The sequence below is a fragment of the Buttiauxella sp. WJP83 genome, assembly GCF_027594725.1.
Taxonomy (GTDB): domain Bacteria; phylum Pseudomonadota; class Gammaproteobacteria; order Enterobacterales; family Enterobacteriaceae; genus Buttiauxella; species Buttiauxella selenatireducens.
The window spans coordinates 3,506,136-3,531,940 of the sequence record NZ_CP110080.1 but is presented as its reverse complement, the minus strand read 5'-3'; the positions used below and the strand labels follow the sequence as shown (position 1 = coordinate 3,531,940).

The window sequence follows — 25,805 nt, the reverse complement described above, 5'->3', positions numbered from 1 at the left end:
CTGGGGGAGAGGGGAACGATCGAGCTTTGATTTCCTCCGTCTCCCTGAGGGTGAGGGGAACGGTTTCTCCCTCTCCTGGGGGAGAGGGTTGGGGTGAGGGCATTCTTTGATTTTCTCGACCAGCCAGGGGTGAGTGCACTCCAGAATCTCCCCACATAGTGATCCCCTTAACAAGCTGGTGTAAAGACCTGGTCAAACCACTGTATTCTAACGTTTCATTATTGTTAAATCCGCGTGATTGTTCTAGAACAAAACGGTAACACCCTCTGCTTCTGGCCTGACACATGGAAAACAATTATGACTAACCCAGGGAAACACCTTGTCTGGGCGGTACTTGCACTTATCGGTGCATTCGCGCTCGGCTATATCGCACTTAATCGTGGCGAGCAGATAAACGCATTGTGGATTGTGGTTGCCGCAATCTGCGTTTACCTCATCGCTTATCGTTACTACGGCCTGTTTATCGCTAAACGTGTCTTAACCGTTGATGCCACTCGTATGACGCCAGCCGTGCGCCATAACGATGGGCTGGATTATGTCCCGACGGACAAAAAAGTGTTGTTCGGTCACCATTTTGCCGCGATTGCGGGTGCGGGGCCGCTGGTTGGGCCGGTGCTTGCCGCGCAGATGGGTTACTTGCCTGGCATGCTCTGGCTGCTGGCGGGTGTGGTGTTGGCCGGTGCGGTACAAGATTTTATGGTGCTGTTTGTCTCAACCCGTCGTGACGGGCGCTCGCTGGGTGAACTGGTGAAAGAAGAGATGGGCAACACCGCAGGCGTTATCGCGCTGGTGGCCTGTTTTATGATTATGGTCATTATCCTTGCGGTGCTGGCGATGATCGTGGTGAAAGCGTTGACCCACAGCCCGTGGGGAACGTACACCGTCGCGTTCACCATCCCGCTGGCGCTGTTTATGGGCGTGTATATTCGCTATCTGCGTCCGGGTCGCATTGGTGAAGTCTCGGTGATTGGTCTGGTGATGTTGATTTTCGCCATCATTTCCGGCGGTTGGGTGGCGGAAAGCCCGACCTGGGCTCCGTACTTTGACTATACCGGCGTACAACTGACGTGGATGCTGGTGGGCTACGGTTTTGTGGCTGCGGTTTTACCGGTCTGGCTGCTGCTGGCACCGCGTGATTATCTCTCTACCTTCCTGAAAATCGGCACCATCATTGGTCTGGCCATCGGCATTTTGATCATGCGTCCTACGCTGCAAATGCCTTCGTTGACCAAATTCATTGATGGCACCGGCCCAGTCTGGACGGGCGACCTGTTCCCGTTCCTGTTTATCACCATCGCGTGTGGCGCAGTTTCTGGTTTCCACGCACTGATCTCTTCCGGCACTACGCCGAAAATGCTGGCTAACGAAAACCAGGCCTGTTTCATCGGTTACGGTGGCATGTTGATGGAGTCGTTTGTGGCGATTATGGCGCTGGTTGCAGCCTGCGTTATCGACCCAGGCGTGTACTTCGCGATGAACAGCCCAATGGCGGTACTGGCTCCGGCTGGTACGGCGGATGTGGTGGCGTCGGCGGCGAGCGTGGTGAGCAGTTGGGGCTTCCACATTACTCCGGAAACGTTGACCAACATTGCCAATGATGTGGGCGAGCAAAGCATTATTTCCCGTGCCGGTGGCGCACCAACGCTTGCAGTGGGGATGGCGTACATTCTGCACGGCGCATTGGGCGGCCTGATGGATGTTTCATTCTGGTACCACTTCGCGATTCTGTTTGAAGCGCTGTTTATTCTGACGGCGGTGGATGCCGGTACTCGTGCGGCACGCTTTATGCTGCAAGATTTGCTGGGCGTTATCTCCCCGGGACTCAAGCGCACTGACTCGTTGCCTGCGAACTTACTGGCAACTGCACTTTGTGTCATGGCGTGGGGTTACTTCCTGCATCAGGGCGTTGTTGACCCGCTTGGCGGCATCAACACCTTGTGGCCGCTGTTTGGTATCGCCAACCAGATGCTGGCAGGTATGGCGCTGATGCTGTGTGCGGTCGTGCTGTTCAAGATGAAGAAACAGAAATACGCGTGGGTGGCACTGCTGCCAACGGCTTGGCTGCTGTTCTGTACTCTGACAGCGGGCTGGCAGAAAGCCTTCAGCCCGGACAACAAAGTGGGCTTCCTCGCGATTGCTAACAAGTTCCAGGCGATGATCGACAGCGGCAAGATCCCGGCGCAATACACCGAGTCGCAGCTTTCTCAGCTGGTGTTTAACAACCGTCTGGATGCGGGTCTGACCATCTTCTTCATGGTGGTTGTGGTGGTGATTGGTTTGTTTGCGATTAAAACTGCGCTGCAAGCGTTGAAATCGGATACGCCAACCGCGAAGGAAACCCCTTACGAGCCAATGCCAGAAGACGTTGAACAGGTTGTGGCGCAGGCGAAAAGCGCGCACTAATTGATGTATACCCTCACCCTAACCCTCTCCCACAGGGAGAGGGGATTCTTCTCCTTAGGGAGAGGGCCGGGGTGAGGGGAACCAACAAGAACCGGAGTTACCATGTTCGACACCCTTGCAAAAGCAGGAAAATATCTCGGGCAGGCCGCTAAACTGATGGTTGGCGTGCCTGATTACGATAACTATGTGCAACACATCCGTCTGACGCATCCGGAACAGACGCCAATGACTTACGAAGAGTTTTTCCGCGAGCGTCAGGATGCGCGATACGGCGGTAAAGGCGGCGCTCGCTGCTGTTAATCTAAGGAATTTGACATGAATCAAGCGGTATCTGTCACCCTCTTAACGGGCTTTCTCGGCTCAGGGAAAACCACACTTCTCAACTATTTTCTCGCCCATAACGGTAACGAACCTGTCGCCATTCTGGAAAATGAATTTGGTGCCGTAAATATCGACGGAGCCTTACTCAAGAGCGGTGAAAACGTCAACGTCGTGGAATTAAGTAACGGCTGCGTCTGTTGCAACGTGCGTGGTGAATTCACCGCTGCACTGAGAGAACTGCTGGCAAAGCGCGCGGCGGGCCAGTTGAAATTTGAACGGTTGATTGTTGAAACCACGGGTCTTGCAGACCCCGCGCCTATCGTCCAAACCTTCTTTGTTGATGATTATTTACGTGAAGCGTTGCGTCTTGATGCCGTCATCGCGTTGGCGGATGCAGAGCATATCTCTCGCCAGTTGGATGAACATGCGGTTGCTGCAGCACAGCTCGGTTTTGCCGACAGAATATTGCTGACTAAAGCGGACAGAGTTGACGATGAAACCAAACAGCTGGCGCTGGAACGTATTCATCGGATCAACAACAAAGCGGATCTTTTTGAGATTGTGAACGGTGAATGCCCGGCAGATCACTGGCTCGATCTTAAAGCCTTTGAACTGACCGATAGCATTGAGATGGCAGCAGGATTCCGTGTGATCCGCGCAGATTTGAACCATCTCGTTAGCTTCCAGCCGTTCCGTAAACCCTCGGCAAAACGCTCATGGGATGATGCGATTCAGGCCCACGTATTTGATGCCGGAATGCTGGATGTGAAAAAAATTGGTGCGTTTATGGAAAGCTGTATCGCCCGTTTCGGCAACGACATGCTGCGTTACAAAGGTGTTCTGGCGATTGCCGACCATCCCCAGCGCCTTATCGTACAAGGCGTGCATAAAGTGGTGGGCTTTGATTATGGCTCGGCCTGGCACCCAGACGAATCACGGGTTTCACGCCTGGTGATTATTGGTCGATATCTGCCAATTGATGAGTTGCGTCAGGAGTTTGCTGCAACAACTATCTAAGCGTGAAATCAATAATGTGATGTTAAGCACGATTTTGATTTCTGGTACATAAAGCGGTTGTGCGAAACGAAGCAGTATGTTTGTATAAATTTCGACGTTAAAAACGCACAATACATATTCAGGACCCAAATGACTACATTCACTCGCAACGCTAACCTACTACTAACCGCGCTACCAGCCGCGGTGGTCGTCGTGCGTGTGGTGGTGGTCGTCGGCAATGCGCCGTAGGGTCTGAATCAACGCATCGATTCCAAAACCCCGCCGGCGCAAACCGGGCGGGGTTTCTTGTTTTAGTCCCCCGGCCAAAAGCGAAACGGCATAAGAAGAAGGACTGGAGCAATGGCAATATCGGAAAACCCACCGCAAGCACACCGTATTACGGGCGCACAATTAATTGTGCAACTGCTTGAACATCATGGCATTACCACCATCAGCGGTATTCCCGGTGGCACCGTCCTGCCGCTCTATAACGCGCTCAGTCAAAGCCAAAAAATCCGCCATATTCTGGCGCGTCACGAACAAGGCGCGGGCTTTATGGCGCAGGGGATGGCGCGTACGCAGGGCAAAGCGGCCGTATGTATCGCCTGTAGCGGCCCTGGTGCGACTAACCTGGTCACCGCCATTGCCGATGCGCGCCTGGATTCCATCCCGCTGGTGTGCATTACCGGCCAGGTGCCAAAATCGATGATTGGTACCGATGCGTTCCAGGAAGTCGACACCTACGGCATCTCCATTCCCATTACTAAACATAACTACCTTGTCCGCGATATCACCGAACTGCCGCAGGTCATCTGCGACGCGTTCCGCATTGCTGAATCTGGCCGCCCGGGGCCGGTATGGATTGATATCCCAAAAGATGTCCAGACCGCTGAAATCGATATCAGCGCACTGCCGCCTGTCTCAGCCCATACTCCAGCGCCGCAGTGCGAAGCACAGCAAATAGCTGATGCGGTTGCGATGATTAACCAGGCGCAGCGTCCGGTGCTGTATCTGGGCGGTGGCGTCATCAATGCCCATCGTCGCGCTCGCGAACTGGCTGAAAAAGCGAACCTGCCGACCACCATGACGCTGATGGCGCTCGGGACGATCCCGGCGAAACACCCGTTATCTCTGGGCATGCTGGGCATGCATGGCGCGCGCAGCACCAACTACATTCTGCAGGAAGCGGATTTGCTGATTGTCCTTGGCGCGCGTTTTGACGACCGTGCGATTGGCAAAACGGAAGAATTCTGCCCGAACGCAAAAATCATTCACGTGGATATCGACCGCGCCGAGTTGGGCAAAATTAAGCAGGCGCATGTGGCGATTCGCGGGGATGTTGGTGAGGTTCTGGAGCAATTGCTGCCACAAATCGAGGCCCAACCTCGCCAGCAGTGGCTGCAACAAGTCGCGGGCTTACAGCAGGAATTCCCGTTCAATATGCCGGGTGCCGACGACCCATTAACCCCTTATGGCCTGATTAATGCGGCGGCTGCGTGTGTGGATGACGAAGCGATTATCACCACCGACGTAGGGCAACATCAAATGTGGGTAGCGCAGGCTTATCCATTGAACCGTCCGCGCCAGTGGCTGACTTCTGGCGGGCTGGGAACCATGGGCTTCGGCCTGCCAGCCGCAGTGGGTGCGGCATTAGCTGAACCTAACCGCAAAGTTCTGTGCTTCACCGGCGACGGCAGCATTATGATGAACATTCAGGAAATGGCGACCGCTGCCGACCACAATCTGGATGTGAAAATTATCCTGCTGAACAACCAGGCGCTGGGATTGGTGCATCAACAACAGACGCTTTTCTACCAGCAGAATGTCTTTGCGGCGACCTATTCCGGACAAACTAATTTCCTGAAAATTGCTGAAGGTTTTGGCCTCGCAACCTGCGATTTGAACGCCGCAGAAAACCCGCAAGCGGCCTTGCAGGAGGCGATTTCACGCCCTGGCCCTTGTCTGATTCATGTGCGCATCGATGCCAGTGAAAAAGTATTCCCGATGGTGCCGCCAGGCGCTGCCAACATTGAGATGATTGGAGAGTAAGCCATGCAACAACTAACCGTTATTCTGGAACTTACGGTGAGCAACCATCCGGGCGTGATGTCTCACATTTGCGGTCTGTTTGCCCGCCGTGCTTTTAACGTCGAAGGGATTCTCTGCCTTCCGCTACCGCAAGGCGACCAGAGCCGTATCTGGCTACAAGTCGCGGACGACCAACGTCTTGAGCAAATGATAAGCCAAATCGACAAACTCGAAGATGTAGTGCAAATCAGGCGCGACGCGGACGGTGCGGGCGTGTTTGGTAAGTTGACTACGCTTGTGCAGTAGATAAGACGTGGCGGAGGCGCTGAGTTCCTCCGCCAACGTTCCGAATTGCGAGTTTCATCCAGGTTATTTTTGTTACTTCGATGCTTGTTTCATTTCCTGTGGAATCGCTTCGCAGAATCAAACTCTTCGTAGAAAAAGGTCGGGCGAAACACAATAAAAAGCGCTACTTTTCTCTGGCTATTTTACGGTCTCTTCTTTCTGGTATGTTGGCTAACGTCAATAAAAGGCCTATGCTTTGGCATAGGCCAGAATTGTATCGGGAGAAGGTTATGGAGCGCATTGCTAAGCTTTTTAAAAATGGCAGAAACCAGGCGGTGAGGTTACCGGTGGAATTTGAGTTCGATACGGACAGGGTATATATCCGACAAGACAAGGAGGGGAATGTGATTCTTTCAAAAAGGCCAGCAAAACCAGACAACTGGGATAACGTGATTTCACTGATAAAAAAGGCCCGTGTTCCTGATAATTTCCTGGATGCAGAGGAACGCAATCAGCCTCCTGCTGACAGAGATCCTTTTGCGGGAATTAAATGATGGCATACATGCTGGATACCAATACGGTGAGCTATTTTTTGCGCCAGCATCCGCAAATTGTTGCCAGGATATCCGCAGTCCCTCCGTCGAGTATTTCGATTTCAAGTATTACCGAAGCGGAGCTGCTTTTTGGTGTGGAGAAACGGCGAAATAAAGCGCTTAAAACCGCTGTAATGGGGTTTCTTGATGCAGTATCGATATATGAATGGGACAGTGCTGCTGCGCAAACCTACGGTAAATTAAGGGCGAGCATGGAAAAGAAAGGGCACGTTATGGGGGCTCTCGATATGCTTATCGCGGCCCATGCCCTAAGTGAAAAAACAACTCTGATTACCAGCGATCGCGCATTCTATGGTGTCGCAGGGTTGCAGGTACAAGACTGGACGGTTTAGTGGCTTGTAGGGAGGCAAGCGCCCCAATCAGGCGCTGAGTTGGCGCTGCAATCGTTGAGCTATCGCACTCATCTCTCCCGCAGATCCATGCCCAATCACCATAAACTGATGGCTTTTATCGGCCCAAAACACAATGTTCATGCCCAGTCTTTGTTCACTTTTGGCAGCCATGGGTTGGCCTGCGTTTCCTGTAATGCACAGGGCTAATGGGCCGCTGGCAGAATCAAGCCAGGTAATTTGTGCGATACGACGATCATCGTAAGCCAGCGTCCGTGCGTTTTTCAGTGTTGCGTCAGGCAACATCATTTTTTCGCTCGTTAGTACGAGTCCTAATTGCTGACCAGTCGAGTGCAGTTGGTTTTCCAGTGCTTCAGGCAATGGCGTGTCCACCAGTGTTTCTGGGGTATACAACGCCATATACTGGGCGACTAATTCGCGCCAATTCTCTTCAGGTTGAGAGAAGTGCAGAAAAACACGATCGCCAATTACCCCTAAGGCCAGGAAACTGACCGCAGCGGCAATAAGCTGGCGTCTTGATACTGCCGCCGTTTTAGGCGTGAGATAAGCCTGCAAACGAGGGGCAGGTGCCGCATGCAACAGGGGGGCGAACGCGGTTTTAAACGGTAGACTGCTGCGCTCCAGCAAATCCAAACGTTCAGCCAACTGCGCATCATGACTCAAACGTTCTTCCAGCGCCAGGCGCTCGGTTTCACTGAGTTCATTATCCAGATACGCCACTAGCAGCTCATCGGTATTGACAGTCATCGTCATGAACCTTCTCCTTTTACAGAGCGCGAATCTGGCTGAAGCGCTCGATCCTGAGATAATGTCAGCCGTGCGGTGGCGAGCCTGCTCATCACGGTTCCGACGGGAACATTGAGAATTTTACTCGCCTCGCGATAGGACAACTCTTCCACATACACCAGAAATACCGTGTCACGCTGGGCTTCGGGTAAACGAGCCACTCGTTTCATCACGTCGTTTGTCCAGATAGGGTCGTCGCAGCTTTCGCTTCCCGTGAGTTCGTCGATATCCACAAAACCTTGCCCGCGGCGGATAAGCTGCGAGCGAACCTCATTGAGCCAGATGGAGTGCAGGATGGAAAAGAGCCAGCTATCCATCCTGCTGCCCACTTCAAACTGTGCGGCGCGTTCAATAGCCCGCACACAGGTGGCCTGCACTAAATCATCGGCAATATCTCGCTGATGGGAGAGCACCAGCCCATAACGCCACAGGCGTGAAAGGTATTGCGCAAGATCCCGGCGTATCGCTTCGCTGCTAATTTTTGCCTCCATGTGCTTACGGATCAGGATTCGGGATGGCCGTCGATGGCTGCGGACAAATCGCGATACTCCTCACAACTGGTGCCACACAGGGATTTGATGGCGGCAAGCTGTTCACGAGCGAGATCGGGACGATTTTTTATCATGTACGCTTCCCCTAGATATTCGCGGACTTTGGGGTATTTCGGATCAAGCGCGACAGATTTTAAATAATAGCTGATCCCTTCGTCAGTACGGCCCAGTTTGCGGGTGGCATAGCCGCGATAGTTCAGGGCTTCTGCAGTGTTTTGATCTTTCAAGGTGTTGAGCATATCCAGCGCTTCCTGGTAGCGGCCCGCTTTTGCCAGTGCGTACGCATAATCGGTGCGGGATTCATCCCCAATCATCCCACCTTTATCGACCATACATGTTTTGGTTTTCGAGTCATAAATTTGCCCTTTAGGGCAAGTTGGAGGAACCGGTTCGTCGTTGCTACCTCCCATTGCCTGAGCGTAGCCGGAAAACAGCAGAAAACTGGTCGCAATAGCGGGAAGAAGTTGGCGGTATAAACGCTTCATGGTAGTACCCTCGTGGTGTTCGGTAACCCGTAAACACTCGGGGCCGCGAATTTATTCGTTTTATTTTTCTTCGCTGCAAGGATTGTTCTGAGTTGCCGGGCAAGCCCGTATTCAACTTCTATACTTGATGTTCGTGTCAATATAAGAGGAGCGATTACATGACCATTCATAAGAAAGGGCAGGCTCACTGGGAAGGTGACATTAAGCGCGGTAAAGGGACTGTTTCCACCGAGAGCGGTGCGTTAAAAGAACAGCCCTATGGTTTTAACACGCGTTTTGAAGGCGTAGCCGGTACCAATCCGGAAGAGTTAATTGGTGCGGCGCACGCAGCCTGTTTTTCAATGGCACTTTCGCTAATGCTTGGCGAAGAGGGCTACACGGCGGAAAGTATCGATACGACAGCCGATGTCTCGTTGGATAAAACCGACGGTGGCTTTGCCATTACCAAAATTGCGTTAACCAGCAACGTCAAAGTGCCGAACGCGGATAGCGCGGTGTTCGATAAAATTATTCAGAAAGCCAAAGCCGGTTGCCCGGTATCGCAACTGCTAAAAGCTGAAATTACCCTCGACTACAAACTCAACTAATACTCAGCAAGCGCTGTCCCCGGTGATTCCCGGCGGCAGCGCCGCATTACCGTATAGCAAGTCTAGAAACCTGCAGCCATTGCCTGCGGCGACAGAATCTCTTTCAGGCCTTCACGCACCAACAGCTCAGGGCTGATTTCAGCGATAGATTTAGCGCCGGTCAACGTCATCGCCACGCGCATCTCTTTTTCAATCAGGTTGAGCAGATTGGTCACACCCGCCTGGCCATGAGTCGCCAGCGCGTACAAATAAGCGCGCCCCAACAACACGGTGTCAGCACCGAGTGCAATCATGCGCACCACGTCCAGACCATTTCGAATGCCGCTATCGGCAAGAATCGCGATATCCCCTTTTACCGCATCGGCAATGGCGGGCAGGGCGCGGCATGACGACAATACGCCGTCGAGCTGGCGGCCACCGTGGTTGGAAACCACAATCCCATCAGCCCCGAAACGTACCGCATCTTTGGCATCTTGCGGGTCGAGAATACCTTTGATGATCATCGGGCCATCCCAGAACTCGCGGATCCACTCCAGGTCGCTCCAGGAAATCGACGGGTCGAAGTTATTCGCAAGCCATCCAATGTAATCCTCAAGGCCCGTGGGTTTCCCCAGATAGGTTGAGATATTCCCCAAATCGTGCGGGCGGCCATTGAGCCCCACATCCCATGCCCATTGCGGATGGGTCATTGCCTGCCAGTAGCGACGAAGTGCGGCATGTTGCCCACTCATGCCTGAGTGCGCGTCACGGTAGCGCGCGCCGGGAGTGGGCATATCCACCGTAAAGACCAGCGTAGAACAACCTGCGGCTTTGGCGCGCTCCAGCGCATTGCGCATGAAGCCACGATCTTTGAGCACGTAAAGCTGGAACCACATTGGGCGGTCAATCGCAGGTGCTACCTCTTCAATCGGGCAGACGGAAACCGTAGAAAGCGTAAACGGAATCCCTTTAGCGGCAGCTGCTTTCGCCGCCTGAACTTCGCCACGGCGGGCGTACATCCCGCATAAACCCACGGGTGCCAGGGCAACCGGCATCGACAGCGTCTCATTAAACAGTTTGGTCTCAAGGCTCAGTGCGGACATGTTTTTCAGCACGCGCTGCTTTAACGCTACCTGCGCCAGGTCGTCAACGTTACGACGCAATGTATGTTCGGCATAAGCCCCACCGTCAATGTAATGGAACAGGAATGGTGGCAGAATGCGTTGTGCAGCGGCGCGGTAATCAGTTGCAGCAGAGATAATCATGGTATTTCGTCCCTTATTACGTCGGTATCTTCATCGGGCAGGCGGCTAATCCGCGCCTGCCGAGCTTCGTCTTCATGCAGGTTTTTGATGGTGGTATGGACAAACCCGAGGTGGGTTTTCGCCGCGAGGCGTGCGCGTTCAGGATCGCCGGCCAAAATAGCCTGCAGCAGTTCGTTATGTTGTTCGGTGAGCCCCGCAAAAATAGCGGGCACGGTGTACATGCGTTGGCGGCTGTGCATGACCGAGGATTGCAGCAGGTCGAAAAAGCCGCGCATCGTCTGAAGTAACACGATGTTATGCGAGGCTTCGGCAATCGCCAGATGAAAGCGCACATCGGCCTGGGCGGCCAGGTCAGGATCGTCGCTTTCTTTGAATTTCACCGTCGCGTCAAAGCAGGCGATGAGCTTCTCTTTGTCCGCCGGAGTTGCCCGCATCGCAGCGTACCAGGCGGTGCTGGCCTCGATGGCGTGGCGCGCTTCCAGAATGTCGTAGCGATAGTTTGGATCATTCTCAACCAGCGTTTTGAGTGGCTGCACGATGCGTTGCTCAGACCAGGCCTGAATTTCGTAACGCACAAACGTACCACCACCCCGACGGCTAATTAAAACGCCTTCGCTGATCAGTTTTTGAATGGCTTCACGCAGGGATGAGCGTGAAACGCCCATCTCCGCGGCCAGCTGGCGTTCGGCGGGCAACCGCATGCCCGCCTCCAGCTTGCGTTCGTTAATTAATGCTTTTACGCGCTCAACCAAATGGTCGGCCAGGCGCGGTGGGTTGCTCATCAAGGGATATCATCCAGGTTAAGACATAGGCCTGAAGCGTAGTGATAACGCCGACCATGCAGGTGAAAATCAGGCTGTGTTTGACGGTGAAGCGGAACAGGTCAGATTCGCGACCCACCAGGCCAACCGCTGCGCAGGCGATGGCGATAGACTGCGGCGAAATCATCTTGCCGGTTACGCCACCGGTGGTGTTAGCCGCAACCAGCAGCAGATCGGACACGCCAATTTGTTGTGCGGTTGTTGCCTGTAATGCCGCAAACAGCGCGTTAGAGGAGGTATCTGAACCAGTCAGGAACACCCCCAGCCAGCCCAGGAACGGCGAGAAGAAGGTAAATGCGTGGCCGGTATGAGCCAGGGCCAGAGCAAGCGTTGCCGACAGACCGGAATAGTTTGAGATAAACGCGAACGCCAGCACCATGCCAATCGAGTAAATAGGCAGAGCCAGTTCTTTGATTGTTTCACCGAAGGTTTCGATTGCCGCTTTCGGTTTCATGCGCAGATAAACAATGGAGATCAGTGCGGCGACCAAAATCGCCGTGCCGGTTGCAGAGAACCAGTCAAACTTGTAGACCGCGGCATAGGCCATGCTGTGCGCCACGACGGGTGGCATTTTCTCAACCATTTTGTCGAGGAACGGCACGGAGATGTTAAACACCCAGTCAGCCATGGCGCCACCCGGTGCGAACAGCGCTTTAAATGGTGGAATACTCCACAGAGTGACGGTTGCCGTCAGGAAGATAAACGGCATCCAGGCGCGTACCACCTGGCCTAAAGAGTAGTTCTGGCGGGCCAGCGTCTGGTCGGTAACCGATGCGCCAATATCGCCAAAGCGGAAGATGCGAACGGGCTTCCAGACGCGCAAGAATGCCGTCAAACACACCAGAGAAACCAGCGACGAGATAATGTCCGGCAGTTCCGGGCCAAGGAAGTTAGAGCTGAGATACTGTGCGATAGCAAACGAGCCGCCCGCTACCATCACCGCAGGCCACGTCTCTTTAATGCCGCGCCAGCCGTCCATAATCGCCATAATCCAGAACAGCACAATAATCGTCAGGAACGGCAACTGGCGGCCTACCATCTGGCCGATTTCAAAGCTATCGAGGCCGGTAACCTGGCCCGCAACGATAATAGGAATGCCCATCGCACCAAACGCGACCGGCGCGGTGTTCACAATCAAGCACAGACCTGCGGCGTAGAGCGGGTTAAAGCCCAAACCGACCAGTAATGCGGCGGTAATCGCCACGGGTGCGCCGAACCCGGCAGCCCCTTCCAGAAACGCACCGAATGAGAAACCGACGATGAGCATTTGCAGACGTTGGTCGGGCGTAATGGAGAGAATCGACGAGCGGATAATGTCGAACTGCCCGGTTTTCACCGAGATTTTATAGACGAATACCGCTGCGATAATAATCCACGCAATCGGCCACAATCCGTAAAAGAAGCCGTAAACCACTGACGACAAGGCGCGGTCAACCGGCATGCGGTAGAAAAACAGGGCAACGAGCAATGCCAGGCCAACAGTGATGGTGGCGGCGGTGTAACCTTTCATGCGCAATTTAATCAGCGCAAAAAAGAAGAAAATAATCGGAATAGCAGCGATGAGGCTTGATAGCCAGATGTTCCCTGCCGGGTCGTAGACTTGTTGCCAGGCTTGCATGCAGGACTCTCCAGAAAGTGATGTACTTATTATTTTTCGCTTTATTGGTAGGACCAATCTGGCGATGTAGGGGAAGTAATGCGTAAAGGTTAATCTTTTGTTAACCAATGGCAATAAGCGTGTAACTAATTTTGTTGGTATGGGTAAACCAGTCACATTTTTGGCGGGATTGGTAGGACCAATATTTGAGGGGGATTTGAGACAGAATGGTCAGCACCACCCACCGGTTTTACCTTGCTACCGGCGGATGGCATGTTGAGTGTTCGCTTTATGAGATCTGCGGCTTAAGGGCTTGCATCCGCCAGCGGGCAAAATCAGTGGCGATGAATAACAGCAAACTGACGCCCATCACCGGCAACGCAAAGCCCAGTAGCAGGGCAATAATCACCATGGCGCAGCGCCAGACGAGAGGCAGCGCAAGCCACGCCTCGCTGAGTGTTTGTGCGGGATGGCTCGCAGTCATGGCTGGGCGTCTGAGCCACCACATGCGGTAACCCAGAAGGATCATCCCGGATAGACCAAAACCAAACGCCGCCAGCAACAGCTGATTAGGCAGCCCGAATAACACCCCCATGTGAGCATCAATTCCCCAACGTGTGAGTTTGGCAACCATTGGGAAATCAGCGAAATAAGTCCGGTCGATGACCTTAAAGCCATTCGGATCAATCGCCGCCGTATCGACGTGAGTCGGCCACGCGCGGTCAATTTCAGTCACAGTCCAGGCTTTTCCTGCTGCACGTGGCGCGCGGATCTCCACCTTGTCAGATTCAATTCCCGCAGTGCGAGCGGCATGGAGCACCTTGTCCCAGTTGCTGTCATTCGCATCTGGCATCACCATTCCCGGCATCATAGCGTGATGTTCTGCGTGGGGATCGGCGTGCTGGTGGCTCGTTTGCGGGGTTAACGCGGTATTCACCTGCGGCGTCATCCAACCCAACGAGCTGCGCATCTTGTCGATATTATTTCCCGCCCATTGTGACCAGGTCAGCCCGGTTGCGGAGAAAAAGAGCAGCCCGAGCAGCAGGGTAGCACCCAGCGTAATGTGCCAGTGGCGCGCTTTTCTTTGCGGGGTTTGTCGTACTTTTAGTTTTCTTTTTGGACGTGACGTTAACCACAGAATCACGCCACCTAATGCGGCAATCCACAGCCACGAAGCCGCCAGTTCGCTGTAAATTCGGCCCACATCTCCCAGCAATAAACCGCGATGGAATTGGTCAATCCAGGTCCGCAGCGGGAGCACGCCGCTGGTGCCATATACCGTCAACTCTCCCTGAATAGCCAGCGTGTCAGGGGCGACAAAAATAGCTCTTGATTCGGACTCTCCTAATGTCGGGTCGACAAACTGCACGCGTGTTGTATCGCCAGTTTGCGGGGCAGGGCGTACCGCGTAAATAGCGGCATCTTCGCCGATATATTGACGTGCTGCGGCAATCTGCTGTGAAAGGGGTTGGTTTTCGCCCTTGCTGTCGGTGTGCAATGCCTGATGGTAAAGCGCATTCTCAATTTGTGGTGTCAGTACGTAGAGTGTACCCGTCAGGGCGGCGACGAAAATAAACGGGCCGATAAACAGGCCAATGTAAAAATGCAGACGACGCACAAGCGTCAGCAGCGCACCGCGACAGGCGAGCTGAGAGTGATTCACAGACATGGTTAACCTCTGAAGAACAGTGTCGTTAGTAAATGTGATTTTTTAACGAAACAGCACAACAGAAGGAGGTGCGCGGGGCAGGGCGTCAGCATCGTTATGCTGAGCCAAAACTGGGGCGATAACGGGCGGAGGCAGCGCACCTGAAATGCGCCATGCGAGCCAGATAAATGGAATAAACAGCCAGACAATCAGCGGGATATGCAACAGCAACTGGCAGTATCCGCAGGCAATATCGTCCATCAATGATGCGCCTGCATCCGGCATCAGATGAGAAGTGGCGGACATTTTCATCGCCCCCATTTCCATCATCATGCCACTTGAGTGGCCTGCCATCTGATGCTCACCGTCTTTCGCAACTTTCGAGTGCTCCAGTGATTTGGAAATCACAGGGGCGATAAAAAGCATCAGCATCGCCAGTAACGCGAGCGCTGATAACCCTTTATGGCGTGAAAGAGTGAAAAGTGACGGCAATCGGGCAAACTACTCTGGTAATTTATTGTTGCGCGATTGTACATGGAATGAGGTGATTGTTAAAAATTTAGATGAGGTAAAATGTGGTGTACGTCTCGCAGACGTTCCGTTCACCCTCTAGTGAACGGAATCGTTCCGCTTTCCAACAGCATCAGGCCTTGAGCGATGCCATATCAATCACAAAACGGTACTTCACATCGCTTTTTAACATCCGTTCATAGGCTTCGTTAATATCCCGGATGTTGACCATTTCGATATCCGAAACAATCCCATGCTCGCCGCAGAAATCCAGCATCTCTTGTGTCTCTTTGATGCCGCCAATACATGAACCCGCAACCGAACGCCGTCCCAGAATCAACGGCAAGGTGCTGACAGGCGGCTCAATGCTGCCCAACAGCCCGACGTACACCAGCGTTCCATCCAGCGTCAGTGTCGGCATATAGGGATTGATGTCGTGAGCGTAAGGAACGGTGTCGATGATTAAATCGAATTGGTTCTTCACCGACGCCATTTGTGTTTCATCCGTGGAGAGCACAATGTGATGCGCCCCCAGGCGTCGAGCATCCGCCTCTTTGCTGGCCGAACGGGTGAACAGCGTGACTTCTGCACCCATAGCGCTCGCCAGTTTCAGCGCCATATGGCCTAAACCCCCCAGCCCGATAACGGCCACATTACTGGCTTCACCAATGTTCCAGTGGCGCAGCGGTGACCAGGTGGTGATACCGGCGCACAGCAGCGGTGCTGCACCTTTCAGGTCCATACCGTCCGGCATTTTCAGGACAAAATCTTCGTAAGCGACAATGGTTTGCGAATAGCCGCCATAAGTCGGCTGGTGGTCATGGCGGTCGACGCCATTGTAAGTCTGCACGTTGCCCTCTTCGCAATATTGCTCAAGTCCTTCTTTACAGGGATGGCAGATGCGACAGGAGTCCACCATGCAGCCAATTCCTGCGTAATCGCCTGGCTTGAATTTGGTCACGTTGCTGCCAACTGAAGCCACGCGGCCCACCACTTCATGGCCTGGCACTAACGGGTACTGGCTAAAGCCCCAGTCGTTACGCGCCTGGTGAAGGTCGGAGTGGCAGACACCGCAGTACATCACTTCAATGACAACATCATCAGGGCGCGGTGTTCGTCGCATAAATTCGAATGGAGCAAGGGGAGCATCTGCGGATTGGGCAGCATAACCGAGCACTTTCATCGTCATGATTGTTCTCCGAATTGGGATGCGATACCCAAAATAATTGAAGTTTCTTCAAGGCGGCAAACTCATGAATCCCAGGAGCTTACTCAAGTAAGTGACTGGGGTGAGTGAGTGAAGCCAACGCAGAAGCAACTTCAAGAATGAAGGGTATCTTTTTTATACTGATCGTCGCTGACATGCTCCATCCACTCAACGGGGGTGCCGTTCAGGGACTCAGCGATTGCAATATGGGTCATGGCATTGTCGGGCGTCGCACCGTGCCAGTGCTTTACGCCTTCGGGTATCCAGACAATATCGCCCTGGTTGATTTCACGAATTTCTGCACCCCATTCCTGTAGCCAGCCATGACCGTGGGTAATAATCAGGGTTTGGCCAAGGGGATGGGTATGCCAGGCAGTACGCGCACCGGGTTCAAAAGTGACGGTTGCGCCGCCAGCGCGTGCTGGGGGAGTGGTCTGGAAAGGTGCGTCAATACGGACTCTACCTGTGAAGTAACTTTCCGGACCCGATTGAGAGGGCTGGGAGCCCGCCGGGGTGATTTTCAGCATTTCTTCCATTTTTTCCTCCACGTCGGCGTTTGCTGCCGGGGTTAAATGGACAACAGTGACTCTGAAGTATAGGAAACTCGTTCAGGATTGCCGTGTTATCCGAAAATGGAACTCTACCACCCCATCAATTTGGCGATTAGCCAGCTCAATACGAAAGGAGCTATGAGCCAAATTCATAAATCAACGCTGATGGATGAAAGGATGGATGGTTAAATTACGCATGTAGTATTCATTAAAGTTTGAGAAACCACTTTTTTTAATCGCAATTTGTTTGTGGTGGCTCACCGTTTTTATTGAGATCCCTAGCGTGTCTGCGATGTTTTTGGGCTGAATGCCTTCCAGCAGCATCGATACCACTTCAACTTCACGATGTGAATGTGTATTTCGATAGTAAAATTCGGAATTCAGGAATTTATCTTTTTTATTGTGCTTTAGCAAAATATTATGCAGTTCACTTATTGCCACCGTGGGTGGGATAAGAATGCCAGCAAGTGAAATGTTATTTAACTTCAGGATATAAAATACCTGTTTTTCAACGATGAAATAATTAACTGAGTGGGGGTTATTTTCTTGCGAGCTTAATTCCTCAAAGAATTCGTTTAACTTATTGTTAGCGATGTGCTTAACATTGAACGTGACGTCATCCTGACAAAAGGTGGATAAGAGGTGTTTTACCCCAGGTAATAAATAATGGTTGTCGCTCAATATAAAAACATTCTTCATCAGGAAATTTGATGAGTGAGTCATGCTCTAAATCCTTTTAATAAGACATTCAATAATGGAATGTTGTGGTATTTTTGTTATCAATGAGGTGGTGATTATTTCGCGCAACTTTAACATGGTTTTTCAGGAAGTAAATCATCTCTTCATTAAGTATTGATTAAAGAATAATTTAGGGTGGCTAATTATATTTATATCTCAATTACTTTGAGGGTAATAATTACCCTCCATAGTTTTAAATCAGGAAAATAAATTTACTCTTTTTCCCAGATGTCACAATGTTCGCGCACCAACTCGGTTAACAGTCCGCCTTCGGTAATAAATCGACGGATGCGACGAGTGTCACTGTCGTTGTGGCGAACGTAGCCCTCAATCGCTTCTAACGCCGAGGTTGCCTGTAGTGGCGCGGCGTAAGGTGCGAGAGTATCAAGCAGTGGCAAAATGTCTTCTGCCAACGTGCGTTGTTCACCGTTGCGGACATCAGTCAGCATCCCTTCAAAGCCAAAACGACAGGCCTGAAAACGGTTAAAACGATACAACAGATAATCTTCGGAACGTGGAACAAACGGACGTTCGCTAAGCAGCCAATGCGCCAGCGCCTGAATAAAACCGGCAATATTAATTGCACGCGTGATGGTTAAAGGTGTATCCATCACACGCACTTCAACCGTGCCAAAGTGCGGGCTGGGGCGAATATCCCAATGCAGGTCTTTCATCGACTGCACGATGCTGCTGGACTCGAGGCGCTGGTACATCCATTTAAATTCTTGCCAGTTGCTGACGAACGGGGCTGGGCCGTTATCCGGGAAGGCGGAAAAAATATTCAGGCGTGATGAAGCATAAGTGGTATCACTGCCCTGAATATAAGGCGACGATGCAGCGAGGGCGATAACATGCGGAACAAAGCGCGATAGTCCATGCATTAAATAGATAGCGTCTTCTTCGTTTTCGCATCCAACATGAACGTGTTGGCCAAAAACAGTGGCCTGCTTCATTAAATAGCCGAATAGCTCAAGTGTCTGGTTATAACGTTCACTTTGGCACACTTCCTGGCGCTGCCATTTTTGAAACGGATGTGTTCCCCCACCGCAAATTGCCAGATGATGTTGGCTTGCCGCCTGCAATACGTGCTGGCGTAAGCCTGCAAGCTGCGAACTTGCCTGCGCGATGTCAGTACATACGCCAGTGGCTATTTCCAACATGCTTTCAGTGATGTCATGTTTGACCTCGCCTTCGGTCACAACGCCCTTGAGCGCGTCAACCAACAGCGATGAGTCCTGGCTGAGATCGTTGGCAGGCGGGCTGATGATTTGCAATTCCAGCTCAATACCGAGAGTGTAGGGGTCAGAATGGGCAAAATCACTGAGTGGCATACTGTCATCTCGCTTTTTGCACCCGCGCTGAGTGCATTCGTGCGTTTAGTATAGCCAGCCGTGTGGAATTCACCCCAATCAACCAGGCGGCTTTATATTGCGATTATTTGGTTTAATAATTGTCTTTTACATCAAAGCAATAAAAATCTTGTAAAGAATATTCAGGAAATTAAAAATGCAATAAGGGTTGCAGATGAATTTATCCCCCAGCATTATATGCCCTGTTTAGTAAGGAGTTATTATGAAAGATTTGGTTTCATTTTTAAGTCATTTTGGGGTTGTTCTTGATCCGACGACATCGATATTAGTAGTGCTGGGTATTATTTTTACCATCGCATTGGTTGTGCATTTTATTCTTCACAGAATAGTGTTACGAGCCTTTGAGAAACGTGCCAAATCCAGCCAGCATTTATGGCTGCAAATTATTACAGAAAATAAGTTATTTCAACGAGTTGCGTTAACCCTGCAAGGGGTAATTGTCAATATCCAGGTCGTATTGTGGATGCAGGCAGGCAGCGACATCAGCACAATATTGATTATCTGCGCTCAGCTGTGGATTATGCTGTATTCTTTGCTGTCGCTATTTTCTCTATTGGATGTTATTTATAATTTATCACAAAAATTTACTATTTCGTCGAATATCCCGCTGAAAGGAATATTCCAGGGCGTGAAACTGATCGCCTCTATCGTTATTGGTATCATGATTGTCTCACGCATCATTGGCCAGTCACCCGCTATTCTGATAAGCGGTCTGGGCGCGATGGCTGCGGTACTGATGTTGGTATTTAAGGACCCGATTCTGGGGCTGGTTGCCGGTATTCAGCTTTCAGCAAACCGCATGTTGAAATTGGGCGACTGGCTGGAAATGCCTAAGTATGGCGCGGATGGTGCGGTTACCGATATTGGCTTGACCACCGTCAAAGTCCGTAACTGGGATAATACCATTACCACGATCCCCACTTATGCCCTGGTTTCAGATGCCTTTAAAAACTGGAGTGGCATGTCGCAGTCGGGTGGCCGTCGTATTAAACGCAGTATTAATATTGATACCACCAGTATTCATTTTCTGTCTGAAGATGAAATTGCACGATTAATGAAAGCGAGACTATTGAAACCTTATATGGACTCGCGCACGAAAGAAATTGAAGATTATAACCGTACACATAATAGCGATGGGGTTTCTGTACTTAACGCGCGTAGCATGACAAACGTCGGGACATTCCGGGTTTACCTGACAGAATATCTGCAAAACCATCCGCGTATTCGTAAAGACATGACCTTAATGGTGCGTCAGTTAGCGCCGGGCGCAGAAGGTTTACCCATCGAGATTTATGCTTTCACCAATACGGTTGTGTGGCTGGAATATGAAGCCATTCAGGCTGATATCTTCGAGCATATATTTGCTGTAGTCGATGAGTTTGGATTGCGTATTCATCAGGCACCGACCGGCAACGACATCCGCACCCGTCATACTTCAAGCTGCAGGTGCGTTGGCGGCTCTCAGTCACCCGAATCACTTACTTGAGTAAGCTCATCGGGATTCCTTCTTTTGCCATCTTCCTGCAACTCGAATTATTTAGGGTGTAGCACCAATGGTCAGTCAATAAACTCCATGAATCAGGCGGTATTTCACCGCCTGAAATTCATCTCTACGCATCCCTGTCGATTGAAAACCAACGCTTCCAGACAAAGCGAATCACGAAGTATTCGATGGCACCCAGCGCCAAAAACCATAGGCAAAAGATGATGGTGTACAGCTGGTTTAAATCCTGCAAATGGAAGGTCGCTATCAATTTTTTGGCGAGATCGAGCGTCAGCGCAGGGGCTGGCAGCAGCAGGCAAGAGAAAAAGGCCAGCAGCAAAATACCGCCAGCACTCATCAGGGTTTCCAGAGGGTGTTTCATATTATTCGCCGGGAATGAGTAAGACTGTTAAAAACCATTGTCCGGGAAAATAGCCGCTGATTCAAATTTCTGCTTCCCCGGCGGGGAAGCAGAATTGAACCATTACAGCCCTTCAGTGCTCTCTTTCTTCGCTTCTTTGGCCAGAATCGCGCGATACCAACGCGGATGGTGTTTCTGCGCCCAGCGGCGGCTCACTTTGCCGACGATCATCCCTTTAATCGAGCCTTTCACCCAGAACGCCATATACATATGAATCAGAATGGCGTGGATCAGAATAATCGCGACCGTGGCGTGGATGAGCAGACTGTAGCGCACCACTTTCATCGGGAAGAAATCAGCAAAATAAGGCCGCCAGATAATCACGCCGGTCACCAGCAGCACGAAAATCATGCTCATGATGGTCCAGAACATCATCTTCTGTCCGGCGTTATATTTGCCGACATCCGCCACTTTATGCTCGTTGCCTTTCAGCACTTCGACAATATTTTTAATCCACGGCCAGTCCTGCTTTTCTGGGATATTGTGATGCACGAAACGCACAAACATAAACATCAGCGCGACAAAAATCAGCACGCCAAAGAACGGGTGCAGAATGCGCCCCATTTGCGGCGTACCGAAGGTTTGCGTCAGCCATTGCAGCGTCGGGAAGAACAGCGCAATACCGGAAAGTGCGACCAGGAAAAAGCAGATCACCACCGTCCAGTGGCAGGCGCGGTCGATAAATTTCGTCCTGACGATCGATTTGCTCTGCTTAATCATGATGTTCCTCCTCGTCTTCATCCACCTCTTCGTTCGGCCCGATGCCAATGTAATGGAAAATCAGCCCGGCAAAGGTGGCGATAAAACCGGCCGCCGATAACGGTTTGAGGATCCCTTTCCACAGGTTAACCGGTAGGTCGATTTGCGGGTCTTTTGGCAGATTGTGATACAGCTCCGGCTGGTCAGCGTGATGCAACACGTACATCACGTGTGTGCCGCCCACGCCCTGCGGGTTATAGACTCCCGCGTGCGGATAACCGCGCTTTTGCAGCTTCGCCACGCGCTCGTCGGCCATCTCCAGCATCTCTTTCTTAGTGCCAAAATGAATCGCACCCGTCGGGCAGGTTTTCACGCAGGCCGGTTCCTGGCCCACGCTCACACGGTCGACACACAGGGTGCATTTGTAGACACGGTTATCGTCTTTATTCAGGCGCGGAATATTGAACGGGCAACCGGCGATGCAATAACCGCAGCCAATACAATGTTCCGACTGAAAATCGACGATGCCGTTGGCGTACTGGATGATGGCACCGGCAGACGGGCACGCCTTCAGGCAGCCCGGATCTTCACAGTGCATGCAGCCATCCTTGCGGATAAGCCACTCCAGCTTGCCGTTTTGCGTGGTTTCGCTAAAGCGCATTAACGTCCAGGATTTGGCGCTCAAATCGGCGGGGTTATCGTAAACCCCCACGCAATGACCGACTTCATCGCGGATGTCATTCCACTCCGAACAGGCGACCTGGCAGGCTTTGCAGCCAATACAGCTTGAGACGTCAATCAGCTTGGCGACTTCTTCCTTGAAGTCACGAGCTTGCGGCGGCGGCGTAATCCCGTTGGTAGCCGAACGCTTGATAATATCCTGAGATTGCATGGACATGAGTTCGCTCCTTACGCCTTCTCAATGTTGACCAGAAACGCCTTGTACTCTGGCGTTTGCGAGTTGGCGTCACCGACGGACGGCGTCAGCGTATTGGCGAGATAGCCTTTACGCGCCGTGCCTTCAAAGCCCCAGTGCAGCGGAATACCGATGGTTTCCACTTCCTGCCCGCCCGCGTTCAGCGTTTGCAGGCGCGGCGTCACTACCGCCACCGCACGAATAAAGCCGCGTTTACTGCTGACTTTAACGTGGTCGCCGTTGGCAATGCCTTTCGATTTCGCAAGCCCCTCGCTGATTTCCACAAACTGTTCCGGCTGCACGATGGCGTTAAGCCGCGAGTGTTTGGTCCAGGTATGGAAATGCTCGGTCAAACGATAAGTGGTGCCGACGTACGGGAACTCATTACGTTTACCCATGCGTTTAGCATCGGCTTCGTACAGGCGAGCCGCCGGGTTCGAAATAACGTTCGGATGCAGCGGGTTGGTGCCGAGCGGCGTTTCAAACGGCTCATAGTGTTCAGGGAACGGCCCTTCCGCCATTTTGTCGATGGCAAACAGGCGACCTAAACCTTCCGGCTGCATAATAAACGGCCCGGCGTCGCTGCCCGGAGGGATCGTCACGGCAAAGTCTGGAATGTCGTTGCCGACCCATTTCGTCCCGTTCCATTTGATCAGCATCCGTTTCGGATCCCACGGTTTGCCTTGTGGATCGGCAGATGCGCGGTTGTAGATAATGCGGCGGTTCATCGGCCACGCCCAGGCCCAGCCCAGCGTGTTACCCAGGCCAGACGGATCGGCGTTGTCGCGGTTCGCCATCTGGTTGCCTTTCGACGTCCAGCTACCGGTGTAAATCCAGCAGGCGGATGCGGTCGAACCGTCGTCACGCAGTTGTGCGAATGAGTCCAGCAACTGGCCCTTTTTCACCAGCAGCACACCCGTTGGGTCGTAGAGATCTTCCAGCGCATAGCCGTTGCTCTCTTTAGCGACCTCTTCGGATTCCGGATGGTCCGGCATGTCGTAATGCCAGCTCATTTTCAGCAGCGGTTCTGCCCCTTTACCGCCTTCAGTGCGATACAGCTCGCGCATCCGGTGGTAAACGCCCGCCAGAATTTCACCGTCGGTGCGTGCTTCGCCTGGTGCGTCCGCGCCTTTCCAGTGCCACTGCAACCAGCGCCCGGAGTTGGCAATCGAGCCGTCTTCTTCGGCAAAACAGGTCGATGGCAAACGGAACACTTCGGTCTGGATTGCCGCCGGGTTCACGTCGTTCATCTCGCCGTGGTTCTGCCAGAAGTTGGAGGTTTCGGTCACTAACGGATCGATAATCACCAGATATTTCAACTTGCTGAGGCTGGCAACGATTTTGTTTTTGTCCGGGAACGAAGCCACCGGGTTAAAGCCCTGGCAGATGTATCCCGTGACTTTGTCGCGATCCATCATGTCGAAGTACTTGAGCACGTCGTAGGACTGATCCCACTTCGGCAGCCAGTCAAAGCCCCAGTTGTTATCTTTTTGCGCATCATCGCCATAGAACGATTTCATCAGGCTGACGAAGAACTTCGGATAGTTGCTCCAGTAGTTCACCTGGCCTGGCAGCGTCGCTTTTGGCGTGTTGGCGGCAAGATAGGTTTCAAGACTGGTTTGCTTCTCAGACGGCAGAGTCAGATAACCCGGCAGGCTGGTGGAAAGCAGGCCGATATCGGTCAAACCCTGAATGTTGGAGTGCCCGCGCAGGGCATTCACGCCGCCGCCCGCCATACCCATATTGCCAAGCAGCAACTGGATCATCGCCATGGTACGGATGTTCTGCGCGCCCACGGTGTGTTGCGTCCAGCCCAGTGCATAGAGGAACGTGGTGGTGCGGTCAGCCGCACTGGTGGAGGCCAGCACTTCACACACTTTCAGGAAATCTGCCTGCGGCGTGCCGCAGATGTGTTCGACCATTTCCGGCGTATAGCGGGAGACGTGTTCTTTGAGCAGGTTCCACACGCAGCGTGGATCGGTCAGCGTATCGTCACGTTTTGCATAGCCGTTTTCGTCAAACTGATAGTTCCAGCTGCTTTTGTCGTACTGGCGTTTGGCTTCGTCATAGCCGCTAAACAGCCCGTCATCAAAGCTAAAATCATCGCGCACCAGCAGGCTGGCGTTGGTGTAGCTTTTGACGTACTCGGCGTTGATTTTGTTGTTGGAAATCAGGTACAGCAGCACGCCCGACAGGAAAGTAATGTCGGTGCCGGAGCGAATCGGCGCGTAAATATCCGCAACCGAAGCGGTGCGGGTAAAGCGCGGATCGACCACAATCAGCGTGGCGTCGTTGTTGTTTTTGGCTTCCATCGCCCAGCGGAAACCCACCGGATGCGCTTCAGCGGCGTTGCCGCCCATCACCATCACAACGTTGGCGTTTTTGATATCAACCCAGTGGTTGGTCATCGCACCGCGACCAAATGTTGGAGCAAGACTTGCTACCGTTGGTCCGTGTCAGACGCGTGCCTGGTTATCTACCGCTAACATGCCGAGTGAGCGCACAAATTTTTGCGTCAACATCCCGGTTTCATTGCTGGCCGCAGAGGCGCACAGCATGCCGGTGGAGAGCCAGCGATTCACCGTAGTGCCTTGTTCGTTCTTCTCAACGAAGTTGGCATCGCGGTCGTTTTTCATCAGGCGGGCAAGGCGCGTAAACGCATCATCCCAACTGATGCGCTGCCATTTATCGGAGCCTGGTGCGCGATATTCCGGGTAACGAAGGCGGGTTTCACTGTGGATGTAATCCAGCAGGCCTGCGCCTTTTGGGCATAACGCACCACGGTTGACCGGATGATCCGGGTCACCTTCAATATGGAAAATACTGGATTTAGCGTTTTTCGCGCCATCGCCCAGGCTATACATCAACAATCCACATCCTACGGAGCAGTATGTACAGGTATTGCGGGTTTCCTTCGCGCGCATAAGCTTGTAATTGCGCACCTCCGCAAGTGCCGCTTTGGGTGCAAAACCCAGAACCGCGGCGGTTGTTCCTGCCATACCGCCGGCACAGATTTTGAAGAATTTTCTGCGACTGACGTCCATCGTAACCTCACTGTTATGACGTATGAATGGCCGCGAAAATACCAACAGTTGCCGGTGGGTTATTGAGCAAAATCAAGCCAATAAACATTGGGTAGCGAAACACTCCTTAAGAGGTAGATGAGATGCGCGTTTAATAACCACTTTTGATGC

At 52.4% G+C, this 25,805-nt stretch carries 26 protein-coding genes; 10 read left to right on the top strand and 16 right to left on the bottom strand.

Annotated features, from left to right (window positions below; genetic code table 11):
- Positions 1-297: 297 nt before the first annotated feature.
- The 8 genes from cstA to OH773_RS16325 all read left to right on the top strand — a co-directional run bounded on the left by cstA (position 298) and on the right by OH773_RS16325 (position 6,979).
- Positions 298-2,403, top strand: a complete 2,106-nt coding sequence (gene cstA / locus OH773_RS16360) for a pyruvate/proton symporter CstA (RefSeq protein ID WP_270140046.1) — start codon at positions 298-300, stop codon at positions 2,401-2,403.
- Positions 2,404-2,505: 102 nt separating this feature from the next.
- Positions 2,506-2,703: a YbdD/YjiX family protein gene (locus tag OH773_RS16355; protein WP_034456870.1), complete on the top strand. Its 198-nt coding sequence runs from the start codon at positions 2,506-2,508 to the stop codon at positions 2,701-2,703.
- A gap of 15 nt (positions 2,704-2,718) precedes the next feature.
- Positions 2,719-3,741, top strand: a complete 1,023-nt coding sequence (locus OH773_RS16350; protein WP_270140042.1) for a CobW family GTP-binding protein — start codon at positions 2,719-2,721, stop codon at positions 3,739-3,741.
- A gap of 129 nt (positions 3,742-3,870) precedes the next feature.
- Entirely contained in the window at positions 3,871-3,969 is a 99-nt protein-coding gene (ivbL, locus tag OH773_RS16345) for an ilvB operon leader peptide IvbL (protein WP_183271233.1), read from the top strand.
- A 111-nt stretch (positions 3,970-4,080) separates the two neighbouring features.
- The gene (gene ilvB / locus OH773_RS16340) at positions 4,081-5,769 is read left to right on the top strand and encodes an acetolactate synthase large subunit (RefSeq protein ID WP_270140039.1); all 1,689 of its coding nucleotides are present in this window, start codon (positions 4,081-4,083) and stop codon (positions 5,767-5,769) included.
- A gap of 3 nt (positions 5,770-5,772) precedes the next feature.
- Positions 5,773-6,054 (top strand): acetolactate synthase small subunit, encoded by a 282-nt coding sequence (gene ilvN, locus OH773_RS16335; protein WP_270140037.1) that lies wholly within the window; start codon positions 5,773-5,775, stop codon positions 6,052-6,054.
- Between the two features lie 269 nt (positions 6,055-6,323).
- Entirely contained in the window at positions 6,324-6,587 is a 264-nt protein-coding gene (locus OH773_RS16330; protein WP_270140035.1) for an antitoxin, read from the top strand.
- Complete coding sequence (locus tag OH773_RS16325; protein ID WP_270145917.1) at positions 6,587-6,979, top strand: type II toxin-antitoxin system VapC family toxin; 393 nt, start codon at positions 6,587-6,589, stop codon at positions 6,977-6,979. The genes OH773_RS16330 and OH773_RS16325 overlap by 1 nt, the downstream gene beginning before the upstream one ends.
- Before the next feature lie 27 nt (positions 6,980-7,006).
- Here the strand turns inward: OH773_RS16325 and OH773_RS16320 are convergent, their stop codons facing one another.
- From OH773_RS16320 to OH773_RS16310, 3 genes are all read right to left on the bottom strand, one after another.
- Positions 7,007-7,750: an anti-sigma factor family protein gene (locus tag OH773_RS16320; protein ID WP_270140032.1), complete on the bottom strand. Its 744-nt coding sequence runs from the start codon at positions 7,748-7,750 to the stop codon at positions 7,007-7,009.
- On the bottom strand, positions 7,747-8,196 hold the full coding sequence (locus tag OH773_RS16315; RefSeq protein WP_270145915.1) for an RNA polymerase sigma factor: 450 nt from the start codon (positions 8,194-8,196) through the stop codon (positions 7,747-7,749). The genes OH773_RS16320 and OH773_RS16315 overlap by 4 nt, the downstream gene beginning before the upstream one ends.
- An 89-nt stretch (positions 8,197-8,285) precedes the next feature.
- On the bottom strand, positions 8,286-8,819 hold the full coding sequence (locus tag OH773_RS16310) for a tetratricopeptide repeat protein (protein ID WP_270140030.1): 534 nt from the start codon (positions 8,817-8,819) through the stop codon (positions 8,286-8,288).
- A 158-nt stretch (positions 8,820-8,977) separates the two neighbouring features.
- Between OH773_RS16310 and OH773_RS16305 the strand changes: the two genes are divergently transcribed.
- Positions 8,978-9,406 (top strand): OsmC family protein, encoded by a 429-nt coding sequence (locus OH773_RS16305; RefSeq protein ID WP_270140028.1) that lies wholly within the window; start codon positions 8,978-8,980, stop codon positions 9,404-9,406.
- 62 nt (positions 9,407-9,468) lie between these two features.
- Here the strand turns inward: OH773_RS16305 and lldD are convergent, their stop codons facing one another.
- The 9 genes from lldD to OH773_RS16260 all read right to left on the bottom strand — a co-directional run bounded on the left by lldD (position 9,469) and on the right by OH773_RS16260 (position 19,053).
- Positions 9,469-10,650 carry an FMN-dependent L-lactate dehydrogenase LldD gene (gene lldD, locus OH773_RS16300; protein ID WP_270140026.1) on the bottom strand — a complete coding sequence of 394 codons (1,182 nt, stop codon included), beginning with the start codon at positions 10,648-10,650 and terminating at the stop codon, positions 9,469-9,471.
- Complete coding sequence (lldR, locus tag OH773_RS16295) at positions 10,647-11,432, bottom strand: transcriptional regulator LldR (protein ID WP_270140024.1); 786 nt, start codon at positions 11,430-11,432, stop codon at positions 10,647-10,649. The genes lldD and lldR overlap by 4 nt, the downstream gene beginning before the upstream one ends.
- Entirely contained in the window at positions 11,395-13,089 is a 1,695-nt protein-coding gene (gene lldP / locus OH773_RS16290) for an L-lactate permease (RefSeq protein WP_270140022.1), read from the bottom strand. The genes lldR and lldP overlap by 38 nt, the downstream gene beginning before the upstream one ends.
- A gap of 268 nt (positions 13,090-13,357) precedes the next feature.
- Complete coding sequence (locus OH773_RS16285; RefSeq protein ID WP_270140020.1) at positions 13,358-14,737, bottom strand: PepSY-associated TM helix domain-containing protein; 1,380 nt, start codon at positions 14,735-14,737, stop codon at positions 13,358-13,360.
- A 42-nt stretch (positions 14,738-14,779) separates the two neighbouring features.
- Positions 14,780-15,208: a DUF2946 domain-containing protein gene (locus OH773_RS16280; protein WP_270140017.1), complete on the bottom strand. Its 429-nt coding sequence runs from the start codon at positions 15,206-15,208 to the stop codon at positions 14,780-14,782.
- A 151-nt stretch (positions 15,209-15,359) separates the two neighbouring features.
- Positions 15,360-16,415: an NAD(P)-dependent alcohol dehydrogenase gene (locus OH773_RS16275; RefSeq protein WP_270140015.1), complete on the bottom strand. Its 1,056-nt coding sequence runs from the start codon at positions 16,413-16,415 to the stop codon at positions 15,360-15,362.
- 131 nt (positions 16,416-16,546) lie between these two features.
- Entirely contained in the window at positions 16,547-16,969 is a 423-nt protein-coding gene (locus OH773_RS16270) for a (R)-mandelonitrile lyase (RefSeq protein WP_270140013.1), read from the bottom strand.
- Positions 16,970-17,140: 171 nt separating this feature from the next.
- Positions 17,141-17,707: a helix-turn-helix transcriptional regulator gene (locus OH773_RS16265; protein ID WP_270140011.1), complete on the bottom strand. Its 567-nt coding sequence runs from the start codon at positions 17,705-17,707 to the stop codon at positions 17,141-17,143.
- 227 nt (positions 17,708-17,934) lie between these two features.
- Positions 17,935-19,053 carry a YbdK family carboxylate-amine ligase gene (locus OH773_RS16260; protein WP_270140009.1) on the bottom strand — a complete coding sequence of 373 codons (1,119 nt, stop codon included), beginning with the start codon at positions 19,051-19,053 and terminating at the stop codon, positions 17,935-17,937.
- A gap of 241 nt (positions 19,054-19,294) precedes the next feature.
- Between OH773_RS16260 and OH773_RS16255 the strand changes: the two genes are divergently transcribed.
- Positions 19,295-20,578, top strand: a complete 1,284-nt coding sequence (locus OH773_RS16255) for a mechanosensitive ion channel family protein (protein WP_270140006.1) — start codon at positions 19,295-19,297, stop codon at positions 20,576-20,578.
- A gap of 124 nt (positions 20,579-20,702) precedes the next feature.
- Here the strand turns inward: OH773_RS16255 and OH773_RS16250 are convergent, their stop codons facing one another.
- The 4 genes from OH773_RS16250 to fdnG form a co-directional block, all read right to left on the bottom strand.
- The gene (locus OH773_RS16250) at positions 20,703-20,957 is read right to left on the bottom strand and encodes a DUF1158 domain-containing protein (RefSeq protein WP_270140004.1); all 255 of its coding nucleotides are present in this window, start codon (positions 20,955-20,957) and stop codon (positions 20,703-20,705) included.
- Positions 20,958-21,059: 102 nt separating this feature from the next.
- Positions 21,060-21,713, bottom strand: a complete 654-nt coding sequence (fdnI, locus tag OH773_RS16245; protein WP_270145912.1) for a formate dehydrogenase-N subunit gamma — start codon at positions 21,711-21,713, stop codon at positions 21,060-21,062.
- A complete protein-coding gene (gene fdxH, locus OH773_RS16240; RefSeq protein ID WP_270140002.1) occupies positions 21,709-22,593 on the bottom strand; it encodes a formate dehydrogenase subunit beta in 885 nt (294 codons plus the stop codon). Before fdxH ends, fdnI begins: the two co-directional genes overlap by 5 nt.
- A gap of 11 nt (positions 22,594-22,604) precedes the next feature.
- The gene (fdnG, locus tag OH773_RS16235) at positions 22,605-25,655 is read right to left on the bottom strand and encodes a formate dehydrogenase-N subunit alpha (protein ID WP_270140000.1); all 3,051 of its coding nucleotides are present in this window, start codon (positions 25,653-25,655) and stop codon (positions 22,605-22,607) included.
- Positions 25,656-25,805 lie beyond the last annotated feature (150 nt).

Bases quoted from the DNA above. Each gene is read 5' to 3' on its own strand.
- OH773_RS16265 (WP_270140011.1), bottom strand. From the start codon at position 17,707: ATGACTCACTCATCAAATTTCCTGATGAAGAATGTTTTTATATTGAGC.
- OH773_RS16270 (WP_270140013.1), bottom strand. From the start codon at position 16,969: ATGGAAGAAATGCTGAAAATCACCCCGGCGGGCTCCCAGCCCTCTCAA.
- OH773_RS16255 (WP_270140006.1), top strand. From the start codon at position 19,295: ATGAAAGATTTGGTTTCATTTTTAAGTCATTTTGGGGTTGTTCTTGAT.
- OH773_RS16320 (WP_270140032.1), bottom strand. From the start codon at position 7,750: ATGACGATGACTGTCAATACCGATGAGCTGCTAGTGGCGTATCTGGAT.
- OH773_RS16305 (WP_270140028.1), top strand. From the start codon at position 8,978: ATGACCATTCATAAGAAAGGGCAGGCTCACTGGGAAGGTGACATTAAG.
- OH773_RS16310 (WP_270140030.1), bottom strand. From the start codon at position 8,819: ATGAAGCGTTTATACCGCCAACTTCTTCCCGCTATTGCGACCAGTTTT.
- lldP (WP_270140022.1), bottom strand. From the start codon at position 13,089: ATGCAAGCCTGGCAACAAGTCTACGACCCGGCAGGGAACATCTGGCTA.
- ilvN (WP_270140037.1), top strand. From the start codon at position 5,773: ATGCAACAACTAACCGTTATTCTGGAACTTACGGTGAGCAACCATCCG.
- ivbL (WP_183271233.1), top strand. From the start codon at position 3,871: ATGACTACATTCACTCGCAACGCTAACCTACTACTAACCGCGCTACCA.
- OH773_RS16330 (WP_270140035.1), top strand. From the start codon at position 6,324: ATGGAGCGCATTGCTAAGCTTTTTAAAAATGGCAGAAACCAGGCGGTG.
- ilvB (WP_270140039.1), top strand. From the start codon at position 4,081: ATGGCAATATCGGAAAACCCACCGCAAGCACACCGTATTACGGGCGCA.
- lldD (WP_270140026.1), bottom strand. From the start codon at position 10,650: ATGATTATCTCTGCTGCAACTGATTACCGCGCCGCTGCACAACGCATT.
- OH773_RS16325 (WP_270145917.1), top strand. From the start codon at position 6,587: ATGGCATACATGCTGGATACCAATACGGTGAGCTATTTTTTGCGCCAG.
- OH773_RS16350 (WP_270140042.1), top strand. From the start codon at position 2,719: ATGAATCAAGCGGTATCTGTCACCCTCTTAACGGGCTTTCTCGGCTCA.
- lldR (WP_270140024.1), bottom strand. From the start codon at position 11,432: ATGAGCAACCCACCGCGCCTGGCCGACCATTTGGTTGAGCGCGTAAAA.
- OH773_RS16275 (WP_270140015.1), bottom strand. From the start codon at position 16,415: ATGACGATGAAAGTGCTCGGTTATGCTGCCCAATCCGCAGATGCTCCC.
- OH773_RS16260 (WP_270140009.1), bottom strand. From the start codon at position 19,053: ATGCCACTCAGTGATTTTGCCCATTCTGACCCCTACACTCTCGGTATT.
- OH773_RS16285 (WP_270140020.1), bottom strand. From the start codon at position 14,737: ATGTCTGTGAATCACTCTCAGCTCGCCTGTCGCGGTGCGCTGCTGACG.
- OH773_RS16250 (WP_270140004.1), bottom strand. From the start codon at position 20,957: ATGAAACACCCTCTGGAAACCCTGATGAGTGCTGGCGGTATTTTGCTG.
- fdxH (WP_270140002.1), bottom strand. From the start codon at position 22,593: ATGTCCATGCAATCTCAGGATATTATCAAGCGTTCGGCTACCAACGGG.
- cstA (WP_270140046.1), top strand. From the start codon at position 298: ATGACTAACCCAGGGAAACACCTTGTCTGGGCGGTACTTGCACTTATC.
- OH773_RS16355 (WP_034456870.1), top strand. From the start codon at position 2,506: ATGTTCGACACCCTTGCAAAAGCAGGAAAATATCTCGGGCAGGCCGCT.